Raw genomic sequence first — 22700 nt, 5'->3', positions numbered from 1 at the left:
TTACAGATTTACCAGCTTCTCCCTTCCAGTCAACACCAACCGATTCGGTTGGCCGGTGAAACGCGTCTTTTTTTCGAAAAGGCGTGGTGAAGGGGCATTTCCCCATCAGGTTGCCGTGAGAAAAGCATGGCATTCATTCAAGCCTCCGCGCCCTTCGGGCAGCGGGAGGGTGTTTCTTTGTCCGCGGACAACACCCCGCCCGAACGTCACATCGTCATCGACCTTCTGCGCAAGGCCGCGCCAAGGCTGGGCCTGAAGCCGCCGGTCGTCGCCACGCTGGAGGCGATGCTGTCGTGCCTCGCGCCAAAACGCAATCACCACACCGTCTTTGCCTCGAACGCCACGCTGGCTTTCCGCCGCAACGGCATCTCGGACCGGACATTGCGGCGCCATGCGGTTCAGTTGCTTGAATGCGGGTTGCTGGCGCGCCACGACAGCCCCAACCGCAAGCGCTACACACGGCGCAACCCGCAGGACGGGCAGGCCCTGCGCTTCGGCTTTGATCTCACGCCGCTCTTTGCCCGGCTGCAGGAACTGGCACAGCTCGCAGCAGCCGCCGCCCAGGAGCAGGAGAAACTCGCCTATCTGCGCTGCAAGCTGCGGGCCGCCGCCCATCAGATGCTGACCGCTGATCCCGACTCGCCCCGCGCGCTGGCGATCGCCACATTACTGCGGCGCAAGCTTTCTCTCACGGAATGCGAAGCCTTGCTGGCCCGCCTCGATACCGTTCAGGCCGAAGCGCCCGCAGACGCACCCCCCCTGCCCCAAGCCGCCGAGACCGTTTCGCAAGTGGCTCAAACGAATGAAATGTCCGCCAGCGACGGCCAGAATGTCCGGCACCATCAGAGGTCAATAAAAGAAAATACTGAAAAGAAAGAAGAAGCACTTACGGTCGCCCAACTGGTGAGCGCCTGCCCGGAGGCAGCCGAGTTCTCGCTTAGAGAAGTCAGATCGGTTGACGATGTGATCGCCCATGCCCGGGTACTCGCACCGATGATCGGCATTGATGCTGCGAATTACCACGCTGCCCAGTCAAATATCGGCCCGATGCGGGCGGCTGTGACGATCTGGGCGATGGTTCAGTTTCATGACCGCATCCGCCGCGCCGGTGCCTATTTCCGTTCTCTCACCAGCGGGCGGAACAGCGAAGGGTTTGACCCATTCCGCCTTGTGCGGCGCCTTGCGATCCAGCGAGAAGGCGGCGGTCGTACCGCTATGGCATAGTCATGGACAGACGAAACAGCAGAATTGTCCGCGGACAATTCTCAGGCGGGCAGTGCCTCAGCCAATCTCCGCGCGCAGCCCGTCCAGAAAAGCGGGCAGGGCGCGGGCGGTGATCTCGGCCTCGCGCACCAGCCAGTCGAAATGCTCGGTAAAGGCGGCAATCCGTGTCCGGTCGCGGAACGCCAGATAGTGCCGACCCAGATAAAGCGTGGCAATCAGCGGGCCAAAGATGGTCACGGGTGATGAGAAAACCCGGCGGGCATCGAACAGATAGATGCGCAGGCGCGGGTACAGCTGCTCGCTCAACGTGGCAAGATGCTCCAACTGCGCCATCCGTATTGCAACAGGTAAGCCCTTATAATAGCCCTCACCCCGCGCAAAGCTTTCCACCTCATGCCGGGCAATCGCCATCTCATAATCCCCGGCGGATTCCCTGATCCAGCGCAGCCAGTCCTCGGACGCGCCGATTGCCTGTTCGGTGGTCCGTTGCAGGGCGTCAGCATATTCCCATTCCAGCATCGCGCGGATCTTGAACATGTCGGGCAGGGTGGCCGGGACATGCCTGATCTTGTAACCTGCCGCCTCCCGGTGCCAGGCAAGGATCTGTTCATCCACCAGCGCGCGCGGTGCCTCGGTGATGGACATGGTCGCGGCCAGCAGATCGGCGGCGCGTTCCGGGCGATCAGAGAGGCCCAGCAGCCAATCCGCGCTGACCCCCAGCGCCACCGCGCATTCCCCGACCACCTGCGCATTCGGCAGCCGGGTAAGCCCCGGCGCCAGCAATTGCGAAACGGTTGAACGATCCACCCCCACCTGACGGGCGAGCACAGACTGGTTCACCCCGGCGTCATCCATCGCCAGAGCCAGCCGCTTGCGGAAAAGGCTGGCGCGGTCGCGTTTGTCGTATTTTATCATAGACGATGCTTTCACAAAACATTGGTTCAGAAAAGTTGCGCACTCACTGAATACACAACAATCAGCGCGCGCGCTACACCTTGTCCCCAACCCGACGGAGGACAGATGGAAACCCGCAGCCGCACCCTGACCAAAGCGCTGATCTGGCAGCTTCTGGGGCTGGCAGTCATGCTCGCTGTCGGATGGGCGTTGACCGGGTCGTTTGCTACGGGCGGCGGCATCGCGCTGATCAATGCCGGAACCGGCTTTGCAACCTACTTCCTTTATGAGCGAGTGTGGGCGCGTATTGGCTGGGGCAGGGCGGTCTGATCCGCCGCTATTGACCCTTGCAGGCATATCGGCAAGATTGCGCGAAACCAAAGGGATGGGGGCATCATGGCGCTTCTGGAGCGTGCGTTTGATCTGGCGCGCGGGCGCGGGGCGCGGGTTGTCCTGCCTGAGATGGATGATCCCCGCGTAGCCGAAGCCGCAGCGCGCCTGCACCGTGAGGGGCTGGCCGAACCCGTTCCCCTCAGTGCTGCCGGTCCCGCCGAAAACTATGTCGGACATCTGCTGCGCGCCCGCCCCGGGCTGAAACCGGCGCTTGCGCTCAGGATGCTGGAAAAGCCCCTGATCCGCGCGGCTGCCATGGTTGCGGCGGGTGAGGCCGATGTGATGGTCGCAGGCGCCGTGGCACCCACGCGGCGGGTGATTGAGGCGGCGCAACTGACCGTGGGCATGGCGCCCGGTGTCACCACCCCCTCAAGCTTTTTTGTGATGCTCATGCCCGATGGCCGTGAGCTGATCTTTGCCGATTGTGGCCTGATCGTTGCCCCGGATGCCGCGCAACTGGCGGATATCGCGCGCGCCTCGGCCCGTTCGGCGCTCAGCCTGACCGGGCGCGCGGAGCTGGCGCTGCTGTCCTTCTCCACCGGCGCGTCCGGCGCCGGGCCTTCGGTTGATCTGGTGCGCGCGGCGACCGGGGTTTTGCGCGCTGAGGGGCTTTCGGTTCAGGGTCCGGTGCAGGGTGATGCCGCGCTCAACCCATTGATCGCCGCGCGCAAGGGCTGTGAAAGGGGCGGGCATGCGAATGTGCTGATCTTCCCGTCACTGGACGCGGGCAATATCGCCTACAAGCTGATGCAGGAACTGGCCGGGGCGCAGGCGCTGGGGCCGATCCTGCAGGGATTCGCCCGGCCCATAAGCGATCTCAGCCGCGGGGCGAGCGTGGCCGATATCGTGGCCGTCACCGCCGTGACGCTGGCGCTGGCGTCAGGCAATCCGGATCAGCCGCCGGGCTGACGAAATGCCTGCGAGGGCGGCTGCGTATCAGCGGGGCAGGGCGAAGAAATCCACCAGCACCAGCGTCAGCGCGGGAAAGGCGATCACCAGCGCCAGCCGCACCAGATCAGCCGCCAGAAACGGCATCACGCCCGCATAGATCGTCCGCAGGGTTGTCTTGGGCAGCATCGCCTTCATGACGAAGACATTCATCCCCACGGGCGGTGTCACCATACCGATCTCGATCACCATAACGGTCAGGATGCCCCACCAGATGGGGTCAAACCCGTAACCGACGATCAGTGGGAAGACGAAGGGAATGGTGATGACCATGGACGAGATGGTGTCAAAGATCGACCCCAGCACGATGTACATCAGCATCAGAAGCACCACGACCCAGATACCCGGAAGGCCGGTATCACGGATGCCGTTGACGATGATCTCCGGCAGGCCTGACAGCGTCACGGCATAGGTGAAGATCGAGGCGCCGATAATCATCAGATAGATCATCGAGGTGGTGGCCGCCGTATCGCGCAGCGCCAGCCAGAAGGTTTTCAGCGTCAGCCGTCCGCGCAGGAGCGCGATCGCAAAGGCCATCACCGCACCCACCGCCGCCGATTCATTGACCGAGAAGATGCCGGCATAGATGCCGCCCGTGACCGTGATCATCAGCACGATCGCCGCCCAGCCATTGGCCAGCGCGCGGCCCACTTCGGCCCAGGGCAGCTCTTCGCCCGGCGGCCCCAGTTCGGGGTTGCGGCGCACCAGAAGCCAGATGGTGAGGACGTAAAGCGCTACCGCCATCAGCCCGGGGATCAGCGCCGCCACGAACAGGGTTTTCACGAATTGCTCGGTCAGCACGCCGTAGAGCACCAGAATGATTGACGGTGGGATCAGCATACCCAGCGTCCCGCCCGCGGCGATGGAGCCGGTTGACAGGCGCTCGGAATAGTTGCGCTTGTTCATCTCCGGCATGGCCACGCGGGTCATCGTGGTTGCCGTCGCGATGGAGGAGCCGCAGACCGCACCAAAGCCAGCACAACCTCCGATTGTAGCCAGCGCCAGTCCGCCGCGCATATGCCCCACCAGCGCATAGGCGATGCGATAGAGGTCAGAGGATAACCCGCCAACCGTGGCAAACGCCCCCATCAACAGGAACAGTGGCACCACCGCCAGCTCCATCGAGGCCACCTTGCCCACGGTTTCGGTGCCAAAGAGGGTCAGTGCCGGGCCGAAACTGCCCCGGATCAGGCCAAAGGTCAGCACCCCCGCCAGCCCCATCGCCACGCCGATGGGCACATGCAGAAAAATCATGGCCAGCATCAGCACCATGCCGAGCAGCCCGATGACATAGGGTTCCATGAATCATTCCTCGATCTGGCTGGGCGGCTGGCCAAGGGCTTCGGCGACAATGACGAAAAGCTGCGCCGGGATGCAGGCCCAGAAGCAGGCGCTGGCCGCCCACCACCAGGGCGCAATGGGGGCGTTCAGCACCATCGTGTATTCGGCGCTGGCGGTGACCCGCTGGGCATAGAGCGTGACGTAATACGCGATGAAGGCGAACATCAGGAGGGTCAGAAGCGCGCCCATCACCTCAAGCGCGCGGTTGGCCAGCGGCGGCAGAAGACTGCCCAGCAGCGAGACCTTGATCTGTCGGCGCTCCAGCAGCCCGGCGGGGAAACAGGCGGCAATGACGATGATGGTCAGAAGCCGCGCAATGTCATTTGCGCCCCTGATCGGACGGCCCTGAATTTCACGCACGATGATATCGGCGACCGACAGCAGGGCGACCATCAGCAGGAAGAAAACTCCCAGCACGGCCGCTGCCCGGGTAACGAGAAGCATGTAATGTTCAACGCGTGCCACTGTGCTGCGCTCCTTGAAGTCCGGGCTGTGGGTGGCGGGGCAGGGGGGCCGGAAGGCTCCGACCCCCGCAGGCTCAGCGGCTGCGGATATCGTCGAGCTTGGCCATATACGCCTCAATCAGGCCGGGCGAGGCCGCACCGGCGACCTGGTCGATCACCGGCTGCACGGCAGCCGCGATGCGGGCGCGGTCATCGTCACTGGGGTAGGTGAGGGTGCGCGCGCTGTCTGCTTCCCATTCCGCAAGGTTGCGTTCAATCGCCGGCCCATAGCTTTCGATCTGGCGCGCCACGATGAAATCACCGCTTTGTGCAAGCAGGTCTTTGACACGCTCGGGCAGCCCCTCATAGGTGGCGCGGTTCATCACGATGGCAAAGACCAGCACACCCAGATTGGCGTCATAGTGATGTTGCGTGACATCCGTCACCCGGAAGGTGCGTGCGACAGAGGCATCGGTCATCGCCCCGTCGATCAGCCCGCGGTCGATGTTTTCGGCCATCTCACCCGCGCCCAGGTTTTGCGGCACGCCGCCAAGCGCTTCGACAACGGCGGTCTGGATCTGGCCCGCAACGCGCAGTCGCTGCCCCGCGATATCGTCGAACGAGGCGACGGGGTTGCGCGAATGGATCATGTAGCTGCCAGAGGAATACATGGCGACGACATGGAAGTCCTCATAGCCGCGCAGCAGCCCCTCGCGCTGCATTTCCTGCGCGGCCAACGAGCCTTCGCGCGTGTCATTGGCAAAGCCCGGCAGCTCAAAGATATCGTAATCAGGGTAAACGCCCGGCGTGTAGGAGGGCACGGTCAGGGTGATATCAGCCACCCCGTCGCGCACCATCTCGGCCTGTGCCAACGGGTTGCGGCCCAGGGTGCCACCCGCATACAGGCGGATGGAGACACCGTCTGCGGCGGCCTCCTCGTTGAACCACTCCACCCAGGGCTCATAAATCGCCTGAACGGTAGGTGACGCTGCGGGAATGAACACCGCAAAGGCCAGTTCGCGCGCTTGCGCGGCCCCGGCAGATATTCCAAAGGCAAGAGCGGCAACAAGGCCGGTGAAGGTGTGTTTCAGCATGGTTTCCTCCCTGATTTTCAAGTGCCTGACAGCTCTGATCACAATCCCGCGCCCCTCCCCGGGCGCGGGTTATGCCGCCCGCCCCACGACGAAGCTGGCAATGGTGGTGGTAGAGCCGCCGATGTTGAGCAGCCCGACGCGGCGCGCGCCTTCGACCTGACAGGCCTCGGCCTTGCCGGTGACCTGGCGGTATCCGTCCAGCATCATCCGCACCCCGGTCGCACCCACCGGATGCCCCAGTCCGATCAGCCCGCCCGAAGGGTTGACCGGCAACCGCCCGCCCGCTGTAATGGTGCCGTCCTCAACCGCTTTCCAGCTTTCTCCGGGGTGCGTCAGGCCGAAGCTGTCGATCGCGGCGTATTCGGTCATGGCGAAACAGTCATGCGTTTCAATGGCGTCCAGCTGGAAAGGGCTGTCGATACCGGCGCGCGCAAAGGCCTCGCGGATCGTCTGGTGCACCTGCGGCAGCACGAAGCGTGAGTTGCGGCTCTCTTCCAGCTTTTCGCGCAGCATCATCGGCGCGGTGCGGTGGCCCCAGCCCTCGATCTGCGCAAGGTCGGACAGCTTCAGGCCGCGTTCCTTCACATAGGCCTCCGCGAACCGGCGCGAGGCCAGAAACACCACCGCCGCGCCGTCGGTGACCTGCCCGCAATCATTGCGCCGCACACGGCCCTCGATCACCGGGTTCGCCTCGTCATCCTCGGTGAACGAACGTTCGTTGAACTGCCATTTCCGGCTTTGGGCATAGGGGTTGCGGCGACCGTTTTCATAGTTGATGCGCGCGATCTCTCCCAGATGGGCATAATCGACCTGCCCGTATTTCTCGGAATAGGCGGTGATCAGGTCATTGAACGCGGCGGGCCACAGATAGGTGGCATCCTGCCATTCGCGCCCCGCCCATGCGGCGGCGCCCAGATATTCGGCGGCGCGCTGGCCCGGCACGTTGCGCATGTATTCCACACCCAGCGCACAGACCAGATCATAGCGCCCGGCTTCGATATCGGCGCTCGCCGCAAGCACGGCCATGGAGCCAGAGGCACAGGCGGCCTCATGCCTTGACGTGGGCACGCCCGAGAGATCAGGGTGCAACGAGGCCACGATGCCGCCCAGTTGCCCCTGCCCGCAAAACAGCTCTGCCGTGAAATTGCCGACATGGACGCTCTGAATGTCGCGGTGCTCCAGCTTTGCGGCCTGAAGCCCCGCCTCCAGCGCTTCGGCCATCATGGCGTCAATGCCCAGCTCTTCGCGGTGCCAGTTGCGGGCAAAATCGGTCTGGGCGCCGCCAAGGATGTAGACAGGTTCAGGCATGTTCGGCTCCGTGTGCAAGGGCAGCGCGCGTTGGGGCGGTCTCATCGGCCAGCCGCCGGGCCAGCGCCTTGCGGTCCAGTTTGGCAAGCGGGGTGCGGGGCAGAGCGTCGCACAGGATAAGCCGTTCAGGCCATTTGAACTTGGCCAGACCATGCGTATCGCAGAAAGCCTGAACATCGGTCAGAGTCAGCCGCGCGCCCGGTTCCAGCACGGCAAACAGGCAGACCTTCTCGCCCATCTTCGGGTCAGGGCAGGGGGCCACTGCAAGCTCGCGCACGCCGGGCAGGGGGGCCAGAAAGCCATCCAGCTCTACCGGCGATATTTTCATGCCGCCGCGCACGATCAGTTCACGCGCGCGGGCGTGGAAGCGGATAAACTCCCCACAGTCAGAAATCTGGAACAGATCGGCTGTGGCAAAGAACCCGTCGCTGTCAAACTTTGCGCGGTCATAGCCCGTGCGCGCGTAATAGCCGGGCAGCAGCGCCGGGCCACGGATATACATTTCGCCCATTTCGCCCGCCTCGCTGACCACCTTGCCCGAGGCCGGATCAACCAGTTTGAACGTGCCGCCATTGGCGGTGCGCAGGCCGGCGCCCCCGGCCCAGTGCTCATCACCGTCACGCGGGAAAAACCGCGCACGGCGGCGCGGATCGGGCACGCGCTCTGGCCCTGAGCAGAGCTGCGCGCCCTCGTTCGAGCCGAAGAAGTTGAGCACGGGAACCCCGAAACTGTCCTGAAAGAAGGCGAAAACCTCAGGGTCCGGCGGGGCAGAGCCGGTGCCGATGGCGCGCAGCCGGTGCAGCGCGGGTTGCAGTTCCGGGTCACCTGCCTTGTCGCGCAGATAGATCAGCAGGGTGGGCGCCACCATCGTATAGGCGATATCCTCGTCGATAAGCTGACGCAGGAATGTGCCGATATCGAACGGGTGATGCAGGAACAGCGCGCCCGCCGTGCGCATCCAGCACATCATCAGCCCGCCGATGGCCGCCGCGTTCACAAAGGGGAACGGCGCAAGGATATTCGCGCCGTCCGGCAGGCCCAGGATGCGCCATGCCCCCAGCGAGCTGGCCATCAAGTTGTTATGTGTCTTGGGCACAGCCTTTGGCACGCCCTCGGTGCCCGATGTCCAGAAAACCGCGAAGAGCGCGTCTGCCGACACATCCACCGGCGCAGCACTGGCTGCGGGCGTCAGCGTATCAATACGGATGACGCCCTCGGGCAGGCCGCTGCCCAGCCCCAGCCGCAGGCAGTGCGCGGGAAGGGCGTCCAGGCGCTCGGCATAAAAGGGCTGGCCGCGCAGGGTTCCGATCGACAGATAGGCGTCAAAATCAGCCACCTGCGCCAGCCCGCGCAACTCCGCTGCGCGGTAGGCCATGGAAACCGGGCTGAGCACCGCACCGATCCGGGCAATCGCCAGATAAATCAGGATCATCTCGGCGATATTGGGCAGTTGCGTGGCGATGAGTGATCCCTTGCCCAGCCCCCGCGCCCGCAGGATGGCGGCATAGCGCGACACCTCCCGCGCCATCTGCGCATAGGTCAGGCGAAGGGGCGGCCCCTCATACAACTCGCTCCGGTTGGGCGCGTCAATCAGGCCCAGCCGGTCAGGCACCCGGGCGCAGGTATCCGCGAACATCTGCGGCAGCGACAGATCGCCCCAATACCCTTCCTCGCGGAACCGGCTGGCCTGATCGGAGGGAAAGGGGATCATGCGCAAAGCCCCGCTGTGCGGCGGCGCGCGCCCTCATATTCGCGCGCCAGACGCTCGATGATATCGGCGGCGGGCTCCACCCGCTCGATGCGGCCCAGCCCCTGCCCGGCACCCCATACCCCTGTCCAGGGCTTCACGGTTTCGTTCTGCCGCCCGGTGAAGTTGAGCTTCGCAACCTTGAATTCAATCGCCTCCGGGTCAAGCCCCATGCGCAGCATCGAGGGCACCAGCATGCTGGCCCGCGCCCCGGTAAAGGCGCGCGTCACCATCAGGTCGCGCGGGGTGCAGTCGATCAGCATCTGGCGGTATTCATCGCTGGCAAGGCTCTCGAAAGCCGGAATGAAGGCGGTGCCGACATAGGCATAATCCGCCCCCAGAACCTGCGCGGCCAGAACGGCCTCGCCGGTATTGATGGCCCCGGCCAGCGCAATGTGGCCATCAAAGAAGCGCCGCACCCGCTCAACAAACACCAGCGGGCTCAGCTCCCCCGTATGGCCCCCAGCGCCGGAGCAGACCAGCACCAACCCGTCCGCGCCTGCGTCAACCGCCTTGCGCGCCAGATCTTCCGAGATGACATCGGCAAAGACCAGCCCGCCATAGCCATGAACCGTGGGAATGACGGGCTTCGGGCTGCCAAGCGCGGTGATGACGATGGGCGGGCGGTGTTCGGCGACCTGCTCAAGATCGGCGGGCAGGCGCGGGCTGGTGGAATGGGTGACAAGGTTCAGCGCCCAAGGGGCGGTGGGCCAGTTCGTGTCTGCGGGTGCGGCCAGTGCCTCGTTGATCTGACGCATCCAGCCACCCAGCTCGGCACTGGTGCGCAGGTTCGGCGCGGGAAAACTGCCGACGATCCCGGCGCGGCAGCTTGCGATCACCAGTTCGGGTGACGAGACCAGAAACATCGGCGCGGCAAAGGCCGGCAGGCGCAACTGGCGCAGGCGTTCGGTGGTGGTCAAACGGGCAGCGGTGGTCATTCGGGCAGGCTTTCGCTTGTGGGCAGATCGGTGAGGAAGCGGGCGACAAGCGCGGCCACCTGTTGCGGCGCCTCCAGAAGCGGCAGATGGCCAACGCCCTCAAGGATAACCTGCGCCCCCTGCGGCACCATGCGCGCCAGTTCCGCGCCTGCGGCAGGCGAGGTTATGACATCCTCGCTGCCGGTGATGACCAGCACGGGGCAGTGGATGGCGCCAAGCGCGTCGCTTTGGTCCGGGCGGCTGGCAAGCGCGCTCTGATGGCGGGCGAAAACCTCGATCCCGGTTGCGATGGCCATGTCAGCGATCTTGCCGCGCAGGGCCGGGTTGTCACGCTGCGCCGTCCCCAGCATCAGATCGCTCAGCCCCTCGGCCAGCACCTGCATGCCGTGTTTGCGGGCGCGGTTGACGGTTTTCTTCCGGTTTTCCGCAGCCTCGGGCGTGTCGGCGCGGGCATTGGTGCCAATCAGAACCAGCCCCTTCACCGCCTCAGGCCGCAGGCGCTGCACCATGAGCGCCAGATAGCTGCCCATCGACATGCCGATCAGCACGCAGGCGGGCGGGATTTCTTCGGCGATCCGGGCGGCGAGGGTGTTGAACGCATCCGAATCAGACAGCTCGTTGATCTGAAGGGGGGTGTCGGCGGGCAGGGCGGCCGCAAGGCCATCAAAAATGGCGCCCGTGCACAGCAGGCCGGGTATGCAGGCGATCGTATGCATGGCTCCTCCCTCGTTAAGAATACTGCTAGACCAAAATCTCTACTCCATCAAGCGAAATTGTGCTTTTCAAAACCAAGTTTTGTCTGGCGGAATGACGAGCCGCCGGATTTCCTTGATTTCGCGGGGTTTTCCGTCTGGCCAAAGGCATCGACGGCGGATTTCGGTCTCAATACGAATAATTTCTTGACAGAGGCCGCCCATAGCCCGGATAAATGGTCTAGATAAATATTGATTCCGCCGGAGGCCATTCGATGTCCCATGACACGCCGCTTGCCGTTACCGCCGCGAATGTCCGTCAGTTCGCGCCCGACGGTACACCCCCGCCCGATGCTCCGGACTGGATCTGGCGCTATGACCACCCCTATCTGCACGGCGCCTTCGCCCCCACGAATGTGGAATATGAGGCCGAGGATCTGGAGGTTGAGGGCGAAATCCCCGCCGATCTGTGCGGCGCCTATGTGATGAACGGGCCGTCGCAGCGGTTCGAGCCGGTGAACAGCAAGTATCACTACTATGACGGCGATGCGATGCTGCGGGCGATCTACTTTCGCGGCGGCAAGGCGTGGTTCAAGCAGAAATGGCTGCGCAACGGGGCGTTCCTTGTCGAAGACAAGGCCGGCAAGGCCATCTGGCCGGGGCTGGCCGGGCCCTATGATTTCCGCCTGCCCGGCTCGCCGATCAAGGATGTCTCCAACACCGATGTGATCTTTCACAACGGCAGTCTTCTGTCACTGTGGTACATGGCCGGTGACCCCTACAAGGTTGACCCGCTGACGCTGGAAACCACGGGCCGCGAAACGCTGGGCGGCAAGCTGCACCATTCAGTTTCTGCCCATTCCAAGACCGACCCCTGGACCGGCGATCTGTTCTTCTTCAACTATCAGGACGAACCGCCGTATATGAGCTATGGCATGGCCGGTGCCGATGGTGCGCTGAAGTTCGATATTGAGATTGACCTGCAAGGCCCGCGTTCACCCCATGACATGGGCCTGACCGAGAATTACGCCATCCTGCATGACCTGCCGTTCTATCATGACGTGGATATCCTGAAAAAACACGGCCGCCGGGTGATGGACTTTCACCGCGACCAGCCCGCGCGCTTTGGCCTGATTGATCGCTTCGGGCGCTCGGACAAGGTGCAATGGTTTGAATGCGAACCCTGCTATATCCTGCATATCTCGAACGCCTGGGAAGAGGGCGAGTGGGTGCATATGCTGGGCTGCCGTCAGGAAGACCCGATGCCGGTGAAGGATGCGCGCGATCAGCATCTGGCCTCGATGATGGCCTACCGCCGCCGCAGCCATGTCATGTATCGCTGGTCATTCAACACGCGCACGGGTGCTGTCAGCGAGGGGATGCTGGATGATGCGAACACCGAGTTTCCCACCGTCAACACCAATTACATGGGCCGCAAATCGCGCTATTCGTTCAACCAGATCATCCCGGTTGCGCAGGAAGGCTCGCTTGAGGGGCGCTGTCAGACCTTCAACGGGCTGCTGCGCTACGATCTGCAGACCGGCAGCACCCAGCGCTACGACTATGGCGAAGGGGTCTATGGCTCGGAGGCGCCGGTCGCGCCCTCGGCCAGCGCCGACCCGGCCACGGGCGAGGGCAAGGCCTATCCGGTGATGTTTGTCACGGACAGCAATGACTGGTCCTCGGCCTGCCTGATCTTTGACGCCGAAGACATCACCAAACCCATCGCCAAGGTAAAGATCCCGCGGCGCATCAGCATCGGGTTTCACACCACCTGGATTGACGGCAAGCAGATCTGGCCTGCGTGACAGGAAGGCACGGCACAGCAAGGTGCGGCGGTTGATTTCTGCCGCACCGCATGCATTGTGCCAGGGCAAAGGAATGCGCCGTGCCCCCTAAGGACCTATCGCCCAGTCAGGCCCCCGCCACCGCGCTCAGGCGCGCGCTCAATGTGCTGGGCGATCCATGGACCATGCTGATCCTGAAAGAGGCGTTCAACGGCACCCGCCGTTTCAGCGCCTTTCAGCGGGCGCTGAACATCCCACGGCAGACCCTGTCGCTGCGACTGACGCATCTGTGCCGCGAGGCGATGATGTATCGCCGCCCCGTCAGCCCCGGCCATGCCACGCTTGAATACGCGCCCACCGCCAAGGCCTTTGACCTGCAGGAGGCGATGTATTCGGTCTGGCTGTGGCATCAGGCCAATCCGGGCGATGGAGACGTGCTGCCCTTCGACATGGTCCATACCACTTGCGGCAAGGTGCTGTCCGCCACCTTTCGCTGCACGCATTGCAAGGGCGTCATCAACAGCGCCAGCGTGACAGTTGTACCCACCGATCCGCCGCAGTTCGACCCGGAGCCTCGCGCGCGGCTGTCACGGCGCAATGATGCTGCAATTACTGCGGCAGGCGATGGCGAAGGGCTGGTGGCGGCCTCGCTGGTGGGCGATATTCCGTGCAACGAAATTCTGTGGCGGCTGTTTCAGGGCCCGGCACATATTCAGGCTCTGGCGCAGGATCTGGCGCTCGGTGCCTCGGTCGTGCGCGGGCGGCTTGAGAAGCTGCGCCTGCTGGGGCTGGTCCATGAACGGCAGGAGGGGCGGCGACTGGTCTATTCCACCCTGCCGCGTGCCGAGCCGTTCTACCCGCTTCTGGTCAGTATCAGCGCATGGGGGGACAGGTGGTGCAACGCGGGCCAACCCCCGCCCGAGATGCTGGTGCATGAATGCGGCGCTCTGGTGCGCGGTCGGTTCGCCTGCGATCATTGCGGCGGCTGGGTGGGGCGCGAGAACATCACCATCCACCCGCGCGGCTCTGCTGGCGAAGGGCGGTTGCAGTAGGGTGGCGCGCTGGGTATTCTGGCAAGCGAAACGTCGTTCCGAAACCACAGCAAGGAGCTGCCCTCTGACTTGCCTCCAGCCCTTCCGCCCCTCACCGCCCGAGCGTCTCCATGGCTGACCCCGCGCTGCCCGAGGGTGACGGCGATGAAAGCGACCCCAAGTTCGTCACCGCATTGGCGCGCGGGCTCAGCCTGCTGCGCTGTTTCCGCCGCAACGAGGTCTATCTCACCAACCAGACCTTTGCCGCCCGCACCGGCCTGCCCAAGCCCACCGTCACCCGCCTGACCTATACGCTGTGCAAGCTGGGCTACCTGGTGCAGGACGCGCCGGGCGGTGACTACCGGCTGGGCGGCGGGGTGATGACGCTGGGGTACGGCGCGCTGGCCGCCATGCCGCTGCGCGAGCGTGCCCAGATCGAACTGGCCGCGCTGTGCGAGGGTGACAACCCCAATGTCGCCGCCGCGCTGGGGGAACGGTACGGGCTGTCGATGGTCTATCTGGTGACGCATCGCGCTCCGCAGTCAGTGGCGATGACCTTCCATCTGGGCGCGCAGGTGCCGCTGTTTCATTCCTCGATCGGGCGGGCGCTGCTGATGGGCCTGCCCGCTGCCGCACAGGACAGCCTGCTGGATGAAGCCTGCCGCCTTGCAGACGATCCGGCTGCCCGCGCGCGGCTTGCGCTGGGTCTGGAGCGCGCCAGAGCAGATTTCGCGGCCTATGGGTACTGCACGTCGTTTGGCGAATGGCGGCAGGAAATCAATGGCATTGCCGCCCCCGTGGTGCCGGTGCAGGGCGGCAGTGTTCATGCCGTCAATGTCGGCGGTTTCGCCTTTCTCAATCCGCAGGAGCAGTTGATGGAAACCTATGCCCCCCGCCTTTTGCGTGCGGCGCAAAGCCTTGCCTTGCGGCCCGAAGACAATGTCTGATCGCGCCATGCCCACAGAGGCCGGTCAAGGCCTGCTGCCGCATTATCCGTTTCAGCAGCTGATCGGCTTCCGCAAACTGGAAATGACACTGGGTTACGCACGTTTCGCGCTCGAAATGCGCGATGATCTGCTCAATCTGGTGGGGATTCCGCATGGCGGGGTGCATGCGCTGCTGCTCGATGCGGCGCTGGGGTCGGCGGGTTGCTTCGTGGCAGAGGGTGCACCCTCGCGCCGGGCGGTGACGCTGAACCTGAATGTCAGCTACCTTGCCGTGCCCAGGGGCGCGATGCTGATCGCCGAGGGGCGGCGGGTCGGCGGGGGGCGCAAGGTTTTCTTTTCCGAAGGCGTGGTGCGGGATGATACCGGGCTGGATCTGGCCCGCGCCTCGGGCACCTTCCGCTATATCGACTGACGGCCGGGCCTGACTCCACGGCTGCCCCTTCATCTTGCCAAAAATACGCCGGGGGGTGAATTGGCCGCAAGGCCAAGAGGGGGGCAGGGCCCCCCTTGCACCCGTGGGCCGGTCACGCGGCAGGAAGCGTATCGCCGTGCCGGGCCAGCAGTTCGTGCTTGCGCACCTTTCCGGCGGCGGTCATCGGCAAGTCTGCGACGATCAGCACATGCCGGGGAACCTTGTAACCCGCCAGCCGCGCACGCGCCCAGTCGCGCAGCGCCTCGGGCGTCACGCTGCCATCGGTGATGGCGAAAGCGATAACCTCTTCGTTGCCGGGTACCGGCCGCCCCGTCACCGCCACCTGAAGCACGCCCGGGCAGCCGGAAAGTGCGGCCTCCACCTCGGGCGGGTAGATGTTGAAGCCGGAACGGATGATCAGTTCCTTGTTGCGGCCCACGATATGCAGTGCGCCGTCCCCGTCCTGTCGCGCCAGATCGCCGGTCCGCAGGAAGCCTTCGGCACTGATGGCCTGTGCGGTGGCCTCAGGGTTGCGATAATAGCCCTTCATCACATTCGGCCCGCGCACCAGCAACTCGCCCACCCCGTCGGCCGCGGGATTGTCGATGCGGATGGTGCAGTCAGGATAGACATGGCCGACCGAGCTGTCGCTGCGCGCCGGGCCCAGCGAGGTAGAGGAGATGCCCGGCCCGGCCTCGGTCAAGCCGTAGCCATTGTTCAGGATCAGCCCGAACCGCGCCTCGATCCGCGCTTTCCATCCCGGATCAAGCGGTGCGCCGCCGGTGCCGATCAGCCGCAGGCGGGGGGCGGTCAGGGCCGTGCCGGTCGTATCGAGGTGGCGCAGAAGCTGGTCATACATGGCGGGCACGGCGGGCATGATGCTGGCGCCTCCGGCAAGCGCATCCAGCACCGCCTGCGGCGAGAAACGCGGCAAAAGCCGCATGGTGGCACCCGCCCGCAGGGCTGCCAGAATGGCGGTGGACAGGGCCATCACATGGGTGCCCGGCAGCACCACCAGTATCTCGTCCTCCGGCACCATGGCGCGCATCCGCGCCGCCATCATCGCGTTGAAATCGAGGTTGGCATGGGTCAGCATCACGCCCTTGGGCTGCCCGGTGGTGCCCGAGGTATAGAGCATGACCGCCACCTGAGTTTGCGGTGTCTGGTCCTCCGGCTCGGCCACTGCCCCGGGGTAGGTGGTCATTACCAGCGGCCAGCCTGCGATCTGCCCGCGACAGGTGGCGCCGATTGCATCGGCATGGGCTTTGGCCGCGTCAGAGGCATGCGTGGTAAAAGCGCAGGCGCGTGGGGTGGCATGCGCGGTGATCTGCGCCAGTTCATCGGCGCTGACCCGGGCATTCAAGGGGACACACCAGGCGCGCAGCCGCGTTGTGGCCAGCAAAAGGGTAACGAACAGGGCGCAGTTCTCCGCCACCACCAGCACCCGGTCTCCCGGCCTGACACCGTGTCCGTGCAGCATGTCCGTTGCCTGCTGGACCGCCGCTTCCAGTGCCCCGAAGCTGAGGCGCGCGCCGTCATGGTCGATGATGGCGCAGCGCTCCCGGTCATGCCCCGATGCAATCCGGTCTATCCACATGCCGCCCCCTCCCCGCGGTTGCCGCTCATGCGGGATTAGACGAACGCTGCGGAAGCGTCAACAATTGCGAAACCTAATTTCGTTTGACGGAAGAAGGAGGTCAGGCGGCGCGGGTTGACATGGGATGGTGCCGCACCTATCTCAAAAATATAGTATGACTATGATACAAAGATTCGCATGACCCCGCCGCCGAACACCCCCGCCCGGATTTCCGCTGACATCCCTTCGGACCCTGCCGATTCCCCGGCTTTTCTGATGCATGACCTGTCCCGCCTGCTGCGCACCGAGTTCGAGCGCCGCATCGCCGGTTCGGGGCTGGGCATCACCCCGGTTGAGGGGCGCATCCTGATCACCCTCGCCCTTGCCGGGCCGCTGCGCCAGCATCATCTGGCCGAGCGGCTGGTGGTGGCAAGGATGACCCTGACCGGCGTTCTGGCCCGGCTGGAGGGGGCGGGGCTGGTCGCGCGCTGCCCAGACCCCGAAGACGGGCGCGCGCGCATCGTCGCGCTGACCCCGCAGGCAGAGGCACTGGTGCCGCGCATCCGCGCTATCGGGCGCGAAATGCGCACGGTGGCGCGGGGCGATATTGATGAACCGGCGTGGGAAGCCTTCCTCGCCATGGCCCGGCAGGCCCGCAAGAACCTGCAGGCGCAAGGAAAAGCCGGAGCGCGCCCATGACCACCCTGTCCCCCCTTATGAGCGAGCGCCGTGTCGGCCTGCTGGGTGCGCTTATGGTTGCCACGGGCCCGGTGGCAATGGCGCTCTACACCCCGTCGATGCCCAGCATCGTCATTGAGATGGGCACCACCGAGGGCATGGTGCAGATGACGCTGGCGGTGTTCTTCGGCGGCTTCGCCCTTGCCCAGCTTGTGGCCGGGCCGCTGTCGGATGCGCTGGGGCGCAAGCCGGTGGTGCTGGGCTTCATGCTCCTGTTCCTTGCGGGCAGTCTGGCCTCGATGCTGGCAAGCAGTATCGAGGCCCTGCTAGTGGGACGCCTGTTGCAGGGGATCGGTGCGGCGGTTGGCATCACCACCTCACGCGCGCTGATCCGCGATCTGTTCCGCGGCCAGCAGGCGGCGCGGATCATGAACATGGTCGGCATCATTCTGGCCGTGGCGCCCGTCATCTCGCCCACGCTGGGCGGCCTGCTGCTTGAGTTCGGAAACTGGCGCTGGATTTTTGTGCTGATGGTGATCTATGCGCTGGCGGTGCTGGTCATCGTCTGGCTGACGATGCGCGAGACGGTGGCGCGCAACCCCTCGCTGCTGGCACCGCTGGTCCTGTGGCGCAACTACTGCACACTGGCGATGAATCCGCACTTCATGCTGGCCAGCGGCGTTGTGGTCGGCGCGATCGGCGCGCTTTATGCGCAGGCGACGATTCTGCCCTTCATCCTGATGGAAAGGGTGGGGCTCAGCCCGGTTGAATACGGTCTGGGGATGCTGCTGCAATCCGGCAGTTTCATGGGCGGTGCGCTGGCGATGCGCGTGCTGATGAGCCGGGTCAGCGCCAACCGGCTGGCCGCCGTTGGGGTTGTCATGATCGTTCTGGGCAGTCTGGGCGCGCTCCGGCTGCTCTGGGCTGCGCCTGATTATCTGGGTGTGATGCTGCCCACGGCGGTCTATGCGGCGGGGATTGCCTTTGTGATGCCGGCCATGTCGATGGCGGCGCTGGTGCCGTTTCCGAAGATCGCAGGCAGCGCCTCGGCGTTGCAGGGCTTCCTGCAGATGGGGGCAGGGCTGGCTGTCGGGCTGGCGGCTGCGTTCCTGGGCGATGCACTGCTGGCGATGGCGCTGTTCATCCCGGCACTTGGCCTGCTGTCAGCCCTGAGCTTTCTCGCCCACCGCCGCCTGCCGGTTCTGTCTGACGCCGAGCCCCGGCGCGATGTAATTGCCGCCGCACCGCCGGGCCGCAGCCTCATGCCCGATGAGGAAGGCGAGGGGCGCTGAAGCGCCGCCTCAGGCCGCGCGCCGCCCGCAGACCCAGGTGCCGCGCAGGGTGACGATATCCGACGCGCGATGCACCCGCAGCACATCGCCGCGCATCCCCTCCGCCAGCGTGCCACGGTCGGTGAAGCCGACCGCGGCGGCGGGGGCCGATGTCACGGTGGCGATACCACGCGGCAGATCGCCCCACAGATCACCCAGCATCATCGCCCCGGTCAGCAGCGACGAGGGCACATAATCTGACGAGAGAATATCCAGCAGCCCCAGCTCGGCCAGTTCGCGCGCCGCAACATTCCCGGAATGGGAACCCCCGCGAATGAGGTTCGGCGCACCCATCATCACCTTGATGCCGCGCGTCAGACTGGCCTCGGCCGCCTCGCGCGTTGTGGGGAACTCGGCGAAATGGACACCATGCGCGGCGCTGACCGCAACCTGTGCTTCGGTCGTATCGTCATGGCTGGCCAGAACCGCCCCAAACCGGCCCGCCGCTTCGACCACCGCCGCCTCATGCTTCTTGCCAAGGCGGGCAGACAGCTCCTGCAGCTGCGTGATATGGTTGATGAACTCATCCTCGTTCAGCCCGTGCTTGCCGATCACGTATTTGCGCAGCTGGCTGATATCGGTGAACTGGCGCTGGCCCGGAGTATGGTCCATCAGGCTGACGATCCCCGCATTGTCGCCGGGGCCGAATTTGTCGAGCTCATCAATCAGCGTTTCTGAGCAGACCTCGGCGCGCAGATGCAGGAAATGGCTGATCCGCAGCGCACCGCGCGCGCGCAGATCCAGAATTTCATTGGCCAGCTGGCGGGCATATTCGCCATAATTGGATGCTCCGTTCGAGATGACCGAACCCACCCGCAGCGCGTCGAACACGGTGGTGATGCCCACGCTCGCCAGCTCGGCGTCATGGGCGATGATGGCCGGGGCATGGGGCCAGTTGACCTTGGGTCGCGGCTGGATGTGGCGCTCAAGGTTGTCGGTGTGCAGCTCGATCAGGCCGGGCATGACCAGATCGCCGTCGCAATCCACCGCGCCGGGGGGGATGCCGGTGCCGGGATCGATCCGCGTGATCCGCCCATCCTCGATCTGCAACGATCCACGGATCGTGCCATCGGGCAGGAGCAGCGTGGCATTGGCAAGAATGGTCGATCCGGTCATGGCGTTTCCTGTCTTCTTCGATCTGTTCGCGGGCTTTTCATGATCATGGCAATGTCACATTACAGTGACGGAATCAGTGTTAGAGAATACTCATGAATCGATTTGCACTCTATCATGCGCCGCTGCCCGGTGCCTTTGCCGATGCGGCGGCAGAGTGGCTGGGGCGTGATGCGGCGACAGGCGCCTGTCCCGCCCAGCCCCATGCTGATCTGCCCGCCCTGACGGCAAATGCCCGGCGCTACGGGTTTCATGCAACCCTCAAGGCGCCGTTCCGGCTGGCTGAGGGTGAAACCGAAGCATCGCTCGTTCAAGGCGTGCAGGATCTGGTCGCCACGCTGCGCCCGGTTTTGATCGAACGGCTTGAACTGGTGCTTTTCGGCGGGTTTCTGGCGCTGGTGCCAAAGGGCGACACCCGCGCGCTCAACAGCTTCGCGGCTCAGATCGTCACCGGGCTGGACCGCTTCCGCGCGCCCCTGACGGCGCAGGAGCGCGCGCGCCGCAACCCGGACGCGCTTGACACGCACAAGCGCGCGCTGCTGGATGCCTGGGGCTATCCCTATGTGCTGGACGCCTTCAACTTCCATATGACGCTGTCGGAACGCCTCGCCCCGGCGCAGGCCGAGGTGCTGCTTCCGCTGGCGCGCGCGCATTTCGCGGGCGTGGTGCCGCAGCCCTACCTGCTCAGCTCCGTTGCCGTGTTCGGTGAGGATGATGCAGGGGTCTTTCATCTGCGTCACCGCGTTTCACTCGCCTGAAGGGCTGCGCGCAGGCGCGCGATCCCGGCCTCGGGTGTTGCGTCATTGATGATCGTGATCACCGGCAATCCCTCGGGCAGGGGGGCTTCGCGTGCCAGACGTTCGGCGATCCCGGCAGCCGTTTCGCGCCCGCGCGCCGCCAGCCGGTTGGCCAGCACCTCGGGCGGGGCGGTGACAAGGATCACGCGCAGGCCGGGAAACTGCCGCGCGGCCTGCCGCAGAATCGCGCGTGAGCCGTTGAAGATCACATCGCGCCCCTCGGCCAGCGGGGCGAATTCGGCATGCGGCAGGCCATAGGCCAGCCCATGCGCCCGCCAGTGCAGCACAAATTCGCCCGCGGCCTGGCGGCGAAGGAATGTCGCCTCATCCACCCCCTCAAAAGGCTCGCCGCCGGGGGTGGCCGCGCGCGTGATGACCCGGCGCACCCAGTGCGGCCCGCCCGGCCCGCAGACCCCTGCCAGCAGCGTGTCCTTGCCCGCCCCCGAGGGGCCGACAACGGCAAGGACCCGCCCGCTCACGCCGCCACCGCGAAACGCGTCACATCCACCAGCCGGTCACAGATCCGGCCGCGCGCGTCTTCGTCGTGGAATATCCCGACAATCGCCGCGCCGCGCGCCTTGGCTTCCTCGATCAGCGTCAGCACAACCTCACGGTTGCCCGCGTCAAGGCTGGCGGTGGGTTCATCCAGCAGCAGCGCGGGCCAGTGATGGACAAAGCCGCGCGCGATGTTGACGCGCTGCTGCTCACCGCCCGAGAAGGTGGTCGGCGACAGCGACCACAGCCGTTCCGGAATGTTCAGCCGCGCCAGAATCGCGGCGGCCCGCGCACGCGCCTCCTCCGGGGCGAAGCCCTGGCTCAGCAGCGGTTCGGCCACCACATCCAGCGCGGGCACCCTGGGAACCACGCGCAGAAACTGGCTGACATGGCCCAGTGTCGTGCGGCGCAGCGCGATGATCTGGCGCGGTTCGGCGGCGGCGATATCGGTGCCATTGATCAGGATGCGGCCGCTGTCGGTGCGGTAGTTGCCCCAGATCATCCGCATCAGGGTGGATTTCCCCGCCCCCGAAGCCCCCGCCAGCCCGACACATTCGCCGGGCGCAACCCGAAGTGAGGCCCCTGACATCACCGGCAGAACAATCCCGCCCTGATTATGCAGGGTGAAATTCTTTGATACATTTTCGACCACGATCATCGCCGGTCCCCTCATCTTGCCAAAAATACGCAACCCGGTGTCCCAGGGGCGCCCTCCTCAGACCTGAAGCACGGAACTGACCAGCAACTGTGTGTAGGCATGCTGCGGGTCGTCCAGCACCTGATCGGTCAGCCCCTCTTCAATCACCCGCCCGTCCTTCATCACCATGATGCGGTCGGCCAGCAGCCGGACCACCGCCAGATCATGCGTGACGATCACCGCGCTCAGCCCCATCTGCCGCACCAGCCCGCGCATCAGGTCCAGAAGCCGCGCCTGAACGCTGACATCAAGGCCGCCGGTGGGTTCATCCATGAACACAAGGCGCGGCGCGGTGACAAGGTTGCGGGCGATCTGCAGGCGCTGCTGCATGCCGCCCGAGAACTGGCGCGGGCGGTCGTCGATACGGTCGGCATGGATTTCCACGCGTTCCAGCCAGTCCGTTGCCTGCTGGCGGATCTGGCCGTAATGGCGCGCGCCCACGGCCATCAGCCGCTCGCCCACATTACCCCCGGCGCTGACGCCCATGCGCAGCCCGTCGCGCGGGTTCTGGTGGACAAAGGCCCAGTCGGTGCGCCCCAGCATCCGCCGCTCCGGCTCGGACATGGCCAGAACATCGCGGGGGCCATCGGTGCGGGTGTCGAACACCAGCGAGCCGGAATCGGGCGCAAGATGCCCGGCGAGACAGGCCAGAAGGGTGGATTTTCCCGAGCCGGACTCACCCACGATGCCCATCACCTCGCCCGGCCACAGATCGAACGAGACATCGGCGCAGCCGATCCGCGCGCCATAGGACCGGGTAATGCCACGGACCGAGAGGAGGGGGGGGTGCATGCTCATCACGTTACCTCAAGCG

At 65.0% G+C, this 22700-nt stretch carries 24 protein-coding genes; 10 read left to right on the top strand and 14 right to left on the bottom strand.

Annotated features, from left to right (window positions below):
* Positions 1 to 177: 177 nt before the first annotated feature.
* Positions 178 to 1224 carry a plasmid replication protein RepC gene (repC, locus tag V7Q53_RS00955; RefSeq protein ID WP_333826485.1) on the top strand — a complete coding sequence of 349 codons (1047 nt, stop codon included), beginning with the start codon at positions 178 to 180 and terminating at the stop codon, positions 1222 to 1224.
* A 57-nt stretch (positions 1225 to 1281) separates the two neighbouring features.
* Here the strand turns inward: repC and V7Q53_RS00950 are convergent, their stop codons facing one another.
* Positions 1282 to 2139, bottom strand: a complete 858-nt coding sequence (locus V7Q53_RS00950; RefSeq protein WP_333826484.1) for a helix-turn-helix domain-containing protein — start codon at positions 2137 to 2139, stop codon at positions 1282 to 1284.
* Positions 2140 to 2244: 105 nt separating this feature from the next.
* Between V7Q53_RS00950 and V7Q53_RS00945 the strand changes: the two genes are divergently transcribed.
* Both V7Q53_RS00945 and V7Q53_RS00940 read left to right on the top strand, forming a co-directional pair.
* Positions 2245 to 2448 (top strand): DUF2061 domain-containing protein, encoded by a 204-nt coding sequence (locus V7Q53_RS00945; RefSeq protein ID WP_333826483.1) that lies wholly within the window; start codon positions 2245 to 2247, stop codon positions 2446 to 2448.
* A gap of 66 nt (positions 2449 to 2514) precedes the next feature.
* Positions 2515 to 3420, top strand: coding sequence for a phosphate acyltransferase (locus V7Q53_RS00940; RefSeq protein WP_333826482.1), 906 nt, complete (start codon positions 2515 to 2517; stop codon positions 3418 to 3420).
* A gap of 27 nt (positions 3421 to 3447) precedes the next feature.
* Here the strand turns inward: V7Q53_RS00940 and V7Q53_RS00935 are convergent, their stop codons facing one another.
* From V7Q53_RS00935 to V7Q53_RS00900, 8 genes are all read right to left on the bottom strand, one after another.
* Positions 3448 to 4761: a TRAP transporter large permease gene (locus tag V7Q53_RS00935; RefSeq protein WP_333826481.1), complete on the bottom strand. Its 1314-nt coding sequence runs from the start codon at positions 4759 to 4761 to the stop codon at positions 3448 to 3450.
* Positions 4762 to 4764: 3 nt separating this feature from the next.
* A complete protein-coding gene (locus tag V7Q53_RS00930; protein WP_333826480.1) occupies positions 4765 to 5265 on the bottom strand; it encodes a TRAP transporter small permease in 501 nt (166 codons plus the stop codon).
* A gap of 73 nt (positions 5266 to 5338) precedes the next feature.
* On the bottom strand, positions 5339 to 6337 hold the full coding sequence (locus V7Q53_RS00925) for a TRAP transporter substrate-binding protein (RefSeq protein ID WP_333826479.1): 999 nt from the start codon (positions 6335 to 6337) through the stop codon (positions 5339 to 5341).
* Positions 6338 to 6406: 69 nt separating this feature from the next.
* Complete coding sequence (locus V7Q53_RS00920) at positions 6407 to 7645, bottom strand: acetyl-CoA acetyltransferase (RefSeq protein ID WP_333826478.1); 1239 nt, start codon at positions 7643 to 7645, stop codon at positions 6407 to 6409.
* Positions 7638 to 9356, bottom strand: a complete 1719-nt coding sequence (locus tag V7Q53_RS00915) for a class I adenylate-forming enzyme family protein (RefSeq protein WP_333826477.1) — start codon at positions 9354 to 9356, stop codon at positions 7638 to 7640. Before V7Q53_RS00915 ends, V7Q53_RS00920 begins: the two co-directional genes overlap by 8 nt.
* Complete coding sequence (locus tag V7Q53_RS00910; RefSeq protein ID WP_333826476.1) at positions 9353 to 10330, bottom strand: NAD(P)H-dependent flavin oxidoreductase; 978 nt, start codon at positions 10328 to 10330, stop codon at positions 9353 to 9355. Before V7Q53_RS00910 ends, V7Q53_RS00915 begins: the two co-directional genes overlap by 4 nt.
* Positions 10327 to 11046 carry an alpha/beta fold hydrolase gene (locus V7Q53_RS00905; protein ID WP_333826475.1) on the bottom strand — a complete coding sequence of 240 codons (720 nt, stop codon included), beginning with the start codon at positions 11044 to 11046 and terminating at the stop codon, positions 10327 to 10329. The genes V7Q53_RS00910 and V7Q53_RS00905 overlap by 4 nt, the downstream gene beginning before the upstream one ends.
* A 47-nt stretch (positions 11047 to 11093) precedes the next feature.
* Positions 11094 to 11294: a hypothetical protein gene (locus tag V7Q53_RS00900; RefSeq protein ID WP_333826474.1), complete on the bottom strand. Its 201-nt coding sequence runs from the start codon at positions 11292 to 11294 to the stop codon at positions 11094 to 11096.
* Between the two features lie 3 nt (positions 11295 to 11297).
* Between V7Q53_RS00900 and V7Q53_RS00895 the strand changes: the two genes are divergently transcribed.
* The 4 genes from V7Q53_RS00895 to V7Q53_RS00880 all read left to right on the top strand — a co-directional run bounded on the left by V7Q53_RS00895 (position 11298) and on the right by V7Q53_RS00880 (position 15199).
* The gene (locus tag V7Q53_RS00895; RefSeq protein ID WP_333826473.1) at positions 11298 to 12830 is read left to right on the top strand and encodes a carotenoid oxygenase family protein; all 1533 of its coding nucleotides are present in this window, start codon (positions 11298 to 11300) and stop codon (positions 12828 to 12830) included.
* 80 nt (positions 12831 to 12910) lie between these two features.
* Positions 12911 to 13861 (top strand): winged helix-turn-helix transcriptional regulator, encoded by a 951-nt coding sequence (locus V7Q53_RS00890; RefSeq protein WP_333826472.1) that lies wholly within the window; start codon positions 12911 to 12913, stop codon positions 13859 to 13861.
* A 110-nt stretch (positions 13862 to 13971) separates the two neighbouring features.
* Positions 13972 to 14787: an IclR family transcriptional regulator gene (locus tag V7Q53_RS00885; protein ID WP_333826471.1), complete on the top strand. Its 816-nt coding sequence runs from the start codon at positions 13972 to 13974 to the stop codon at positions 14785 to 14787.
* Positions 14788 to 14794: 7 nt separating this feature from the next.
* Positions 14795 to 15199 (top strand): PaaI family thioesterase, encoded by a 405-nt coding sequence (locus V7Q53_RS00880; RefSeq protein WP_333826470.1) that lies wholly within the window; start codon positions 14795 to 14797, stop codon positions 15197 to 15199.
* A gap of 112 nt (positions 15200 to 15311) precedes the next feature.
* Here the strand turns inward: V7Q53_RS00880 and V7Q53_RS00875 are convergent, their stop codons facing one another.
* The gene (locus V7Q53_RS00875) at positions 15312 to 16796 is read right to left on the bottom strand and encodes a class I adenylate-forming enzyme family protein (protein WP_333826469.1); all 1485 of its coding nucleotides are present in this window, start codon (positions 16794 to 16796) and stop codon (positions 15312 to 15314) included.
* A 177-nt stretch (positions 16797 to 16973) separates the two neighbouring features.
* On the opposite strand from V7Q53_RS00875, the gene V7Q53_RS00870 reads away from it, so the two are divergent.
* Positions 16974 to 17474, top strand: a complete 501-nt coding sequence (locus V7Q53_RS00870; RefSeq protein ID WP_333826468.1) for a MarR family winged helix-turn-helix transcriptional regulator — start codon at positions 16974 to 16976, stop codon at positions 17472 to 17474.
* A complete protein-coding gene (locus tag V7Q53_RS00865) occupies positions 17471 to 18745 on the top strand; it encodes a multidrug effflux MFS transporter (RefSeq protein ID WP_333826467.1) in 1275 nt (424 codons plus the stop codon). Before V7Q53_RS00870 ends, V7Q53_RS00865 begins: the two co-directional genes overlap by 4 nt.
* Before the next feature lie 9 nt (positions 18746 to 18754).
* Here the strand turns inward: V7Q53_RS00865 and V7Q53_RS00860 are convergent, their stop codons facing one another.
* The gene (locus tag V7Q53_RS00860) at positions 18755 to 19900 is read right to left on the bottom strand and encodes an alpha-D-ribose 1-methylphosphonate 5-triphosphate diphosphatase (RefSeq protein WP_333826466.1); all 1146 of its coding nucleotides are present in this window, start codon (positions 19898 to 19900) and stop codon (positions 18755 to 18757) included.
* 92 nt (positions 19901 to 19992) lie between these two features.
* Between V7Q53_RS00860 and V7Q53_RS00855 the strand changes: the two genes are divergently transcribed.
* A complete protein-coding gene (locus V7Q53_RS00855; RefSeq protein ID WP_333826465.1) occupies positions 19993 to 20655 on the top strand; it encodes a DUF1045 domain-containing protein in 663 nt (220 codons plus the stop codon).
* On the opposite strand, the gene phnN is transcribed toward V7Q53_RS00855, so the two are convergent.
* From phnN to phnK, 3 genes are read right to left on the bottom strand one after another with little or no spacing between them, the layout of a single operon-like run.
* Entirely contained in the window at positions 20634 to 21173 is a 540-nt protein-coding gene (phnN, locus tag V7Q53_RS00850; RefSeq protein WP_333826464.1) for a phosphonate metabolism protein/1,5-bisphosphokinase (PRPP-forming) PhnN, read from the bottom strand. The two genes, V7Q53_RS00855 and phnN, sit on opposite strands and share 22 nt — an antisense overlap.
* A complete protein-coding gene (gene phnL, locus V7Q53_RS00845; protein WP_333826463.1) occupies positions 21170 to 21847 on the bottom strand; it encodes a phosphonate C-P lyase system protein PhnL in 678 nt (225 codons plus the stop codon). Before phnL ends, phnN begins: the two co-directional genes overlap by 4 nt.
* Positions 21848 to 21904: 57 nt before the next feature.
* Positions 21905 to 22678 (bottom strand): phosphonate C-P lyase system protein PhnK, encoded by a 774-nt coding sequence (gene phnK / locus V7Q53_RS00840; RefSeq protein WP_333826501.1) that lies wholly within the window; start codon positions 22676 to 22678, stop codon positions 21905 to 21907.
* Positions 22679 to 22700 lie beyond the last annotated feature (22 nt).

The sequence above is a fragment of the Pararhodobacter sp. genome, assembly GCF_036802785.1.
GTDB lineage: Bacteria > Pseudomonadota > Alphaproteobacteria > Rhodobacterales > Rhodobacteraceae > Pararhodobacter.
Note: the sequence above shows the minus strand (reverse complement) of the source record. Positions and strands in the feature narration are given on the sequence as shown.

Excerpts from the sequence above, each read along its gene's own strand:
- V7Q53_RS00900 (WP_333826474.1), bottom strand. The coding sequence starts at position 11,294 with ATGGCCTCCGGCGGAATCAATATTTATCTAGACCATTTATCCGGGCTA.
- V7Q53_RS00860 (WP_333826466.1), bottom strand. The coding sequence starts at position 19,900 with ATGACCGGATCGACCATTCTTGCCAATGCCACGCTGCTCCTGCCCGAT.
- V7Q53_RS00940 (WP_333826482.1), top strand. The coding sequence starts at position 2,515 with ATGGCGCTTCTGGAGCGTGCGTTTGATCTGGCGCGCGGGCGCGGGGCG.
- V7Q53_RS00880 (WP_333826470.1), top strand. The coding sequence starts at position 14,795 with ATGCCCACAGAGGCCGGTCAAGGCCTGCTGCCGCATTATCCGTTTCAG.
- V7Q53_RS00870 (WP_333826468.1), top strand. The coding sequence starts at position 16,974 with ATGACCCCGCCGCCGAACACCCCCGCCCGGATTTCCGCTGACATCCCT.
- V7Q53_RS00885 (WP_333826471.1), top strand. The coding sequence starts at position 13,972 with ATGGCTGACCCCGCGCTGCCCGAGGGTGACGGCGATGAAAGCGACCCC.
- V7Q53_RS00950 (WP_333826484.1), bottom strand. The coding sequence starts at position 2,139 with ATGATAAAATACGACAAACGCGACCGCGCCAGCCTTTTCCGCAAGCGG.
- V7Q53_RS00905 (WP_333826475.1), bottom strand. The coding sequence starts at position 11,046 with ATGCATACGATCGCCTGCATACCCGGCCTGCTGTGCACGGGCGCCATT.
- V7Q53_RS00945 (WP_333826483.1), top strand. The coding sequence starts at position 2,245 with ATGGAAACCCGCAGCCGCACCCTGACCAAAGCGCTGATCTGGCAGCTT.
- V7Q53_RS00865 (WP_333826467.1), top strand. The coding sequence starts at position 17,471 with ATGACCACCCTGTCCCCCCTTATGAGCGAGCGCCGTGTCGGCCTGCTG.
- V7Q53_RS00910 (WP_333826476.1), bottom strand. The coding sequence starts at position 10,330 with ATGACCACCGCTGCCCGTTTGACCACCACCGAACGCCTGCGCCAGTTG.
- phnK (WP_333826501.1), bottom strand. The coding sequence starts at position 22,678 with ATGCACCCCCCCCTCCTCTCGGTCCGTGGCATTACCCGGTCCTATGGC.
- V7Q53_RS00855 (WP_333826465.1), top strand. The coding sequence starts at position 19,993 with ATGAATCGATTTGCACTCTATCATGCGCCGCTGCCCGGTGCCTTTGCC.
- V7Q53_RS00920 (WP_333826478.1), bottom strand. The coding sequence starts at position 7,645 with ATGCCTGAACCTGTCTACATCCTTGGCGGCGCCCAGACCGATTTTGCC.
- phnL (WP_333826463.1), bottom strand. The coding sequence starts at position 21,847 with ATGATCGTGGTCGAAAATGTATCAAAGAATTTCACCCTGCATAATCAG.
- V7Q53_RS00935 (WP_333826481.1), bottom strand. The coding sequence starts at position 4,761 with ATGGAACCCTATGTCATCGGGCTGCTCGGCATGGTGCTGATGCTGGCC.
- V7Q53_RS00925 (WP_333826479.1), bottom strand. The coding sequence starts at position 6,337 with ATGCTGAAACACACCTTCACCGGCCTTGTTGCCGCTCTTGCCTTTGGA.
- V7Q53_RS00915 (WP_333826477.1), bottom strand. The coding sequence starts at position 9,356 with ATGATCCCCTTTCCCTCCGATCAGGCCAGCCGGTTCCGCGAGGAAGGG.
- V7Q53_RS00895 (WP_333826473.1), top strand. The coding sequence starts at position 11,298 with ATGTCCCATGACACGCCGCTTGCCGTTACCGCCGCGAATGTCCGTCAG.
- V7Q53_RS00875 (WP_333826469.1), bottom strand. The coding sequence starts at position 16,796 with ATGTGGATAGACCGGATTGCATCGGGGCATGACCGGGAGCGCTGCGCC.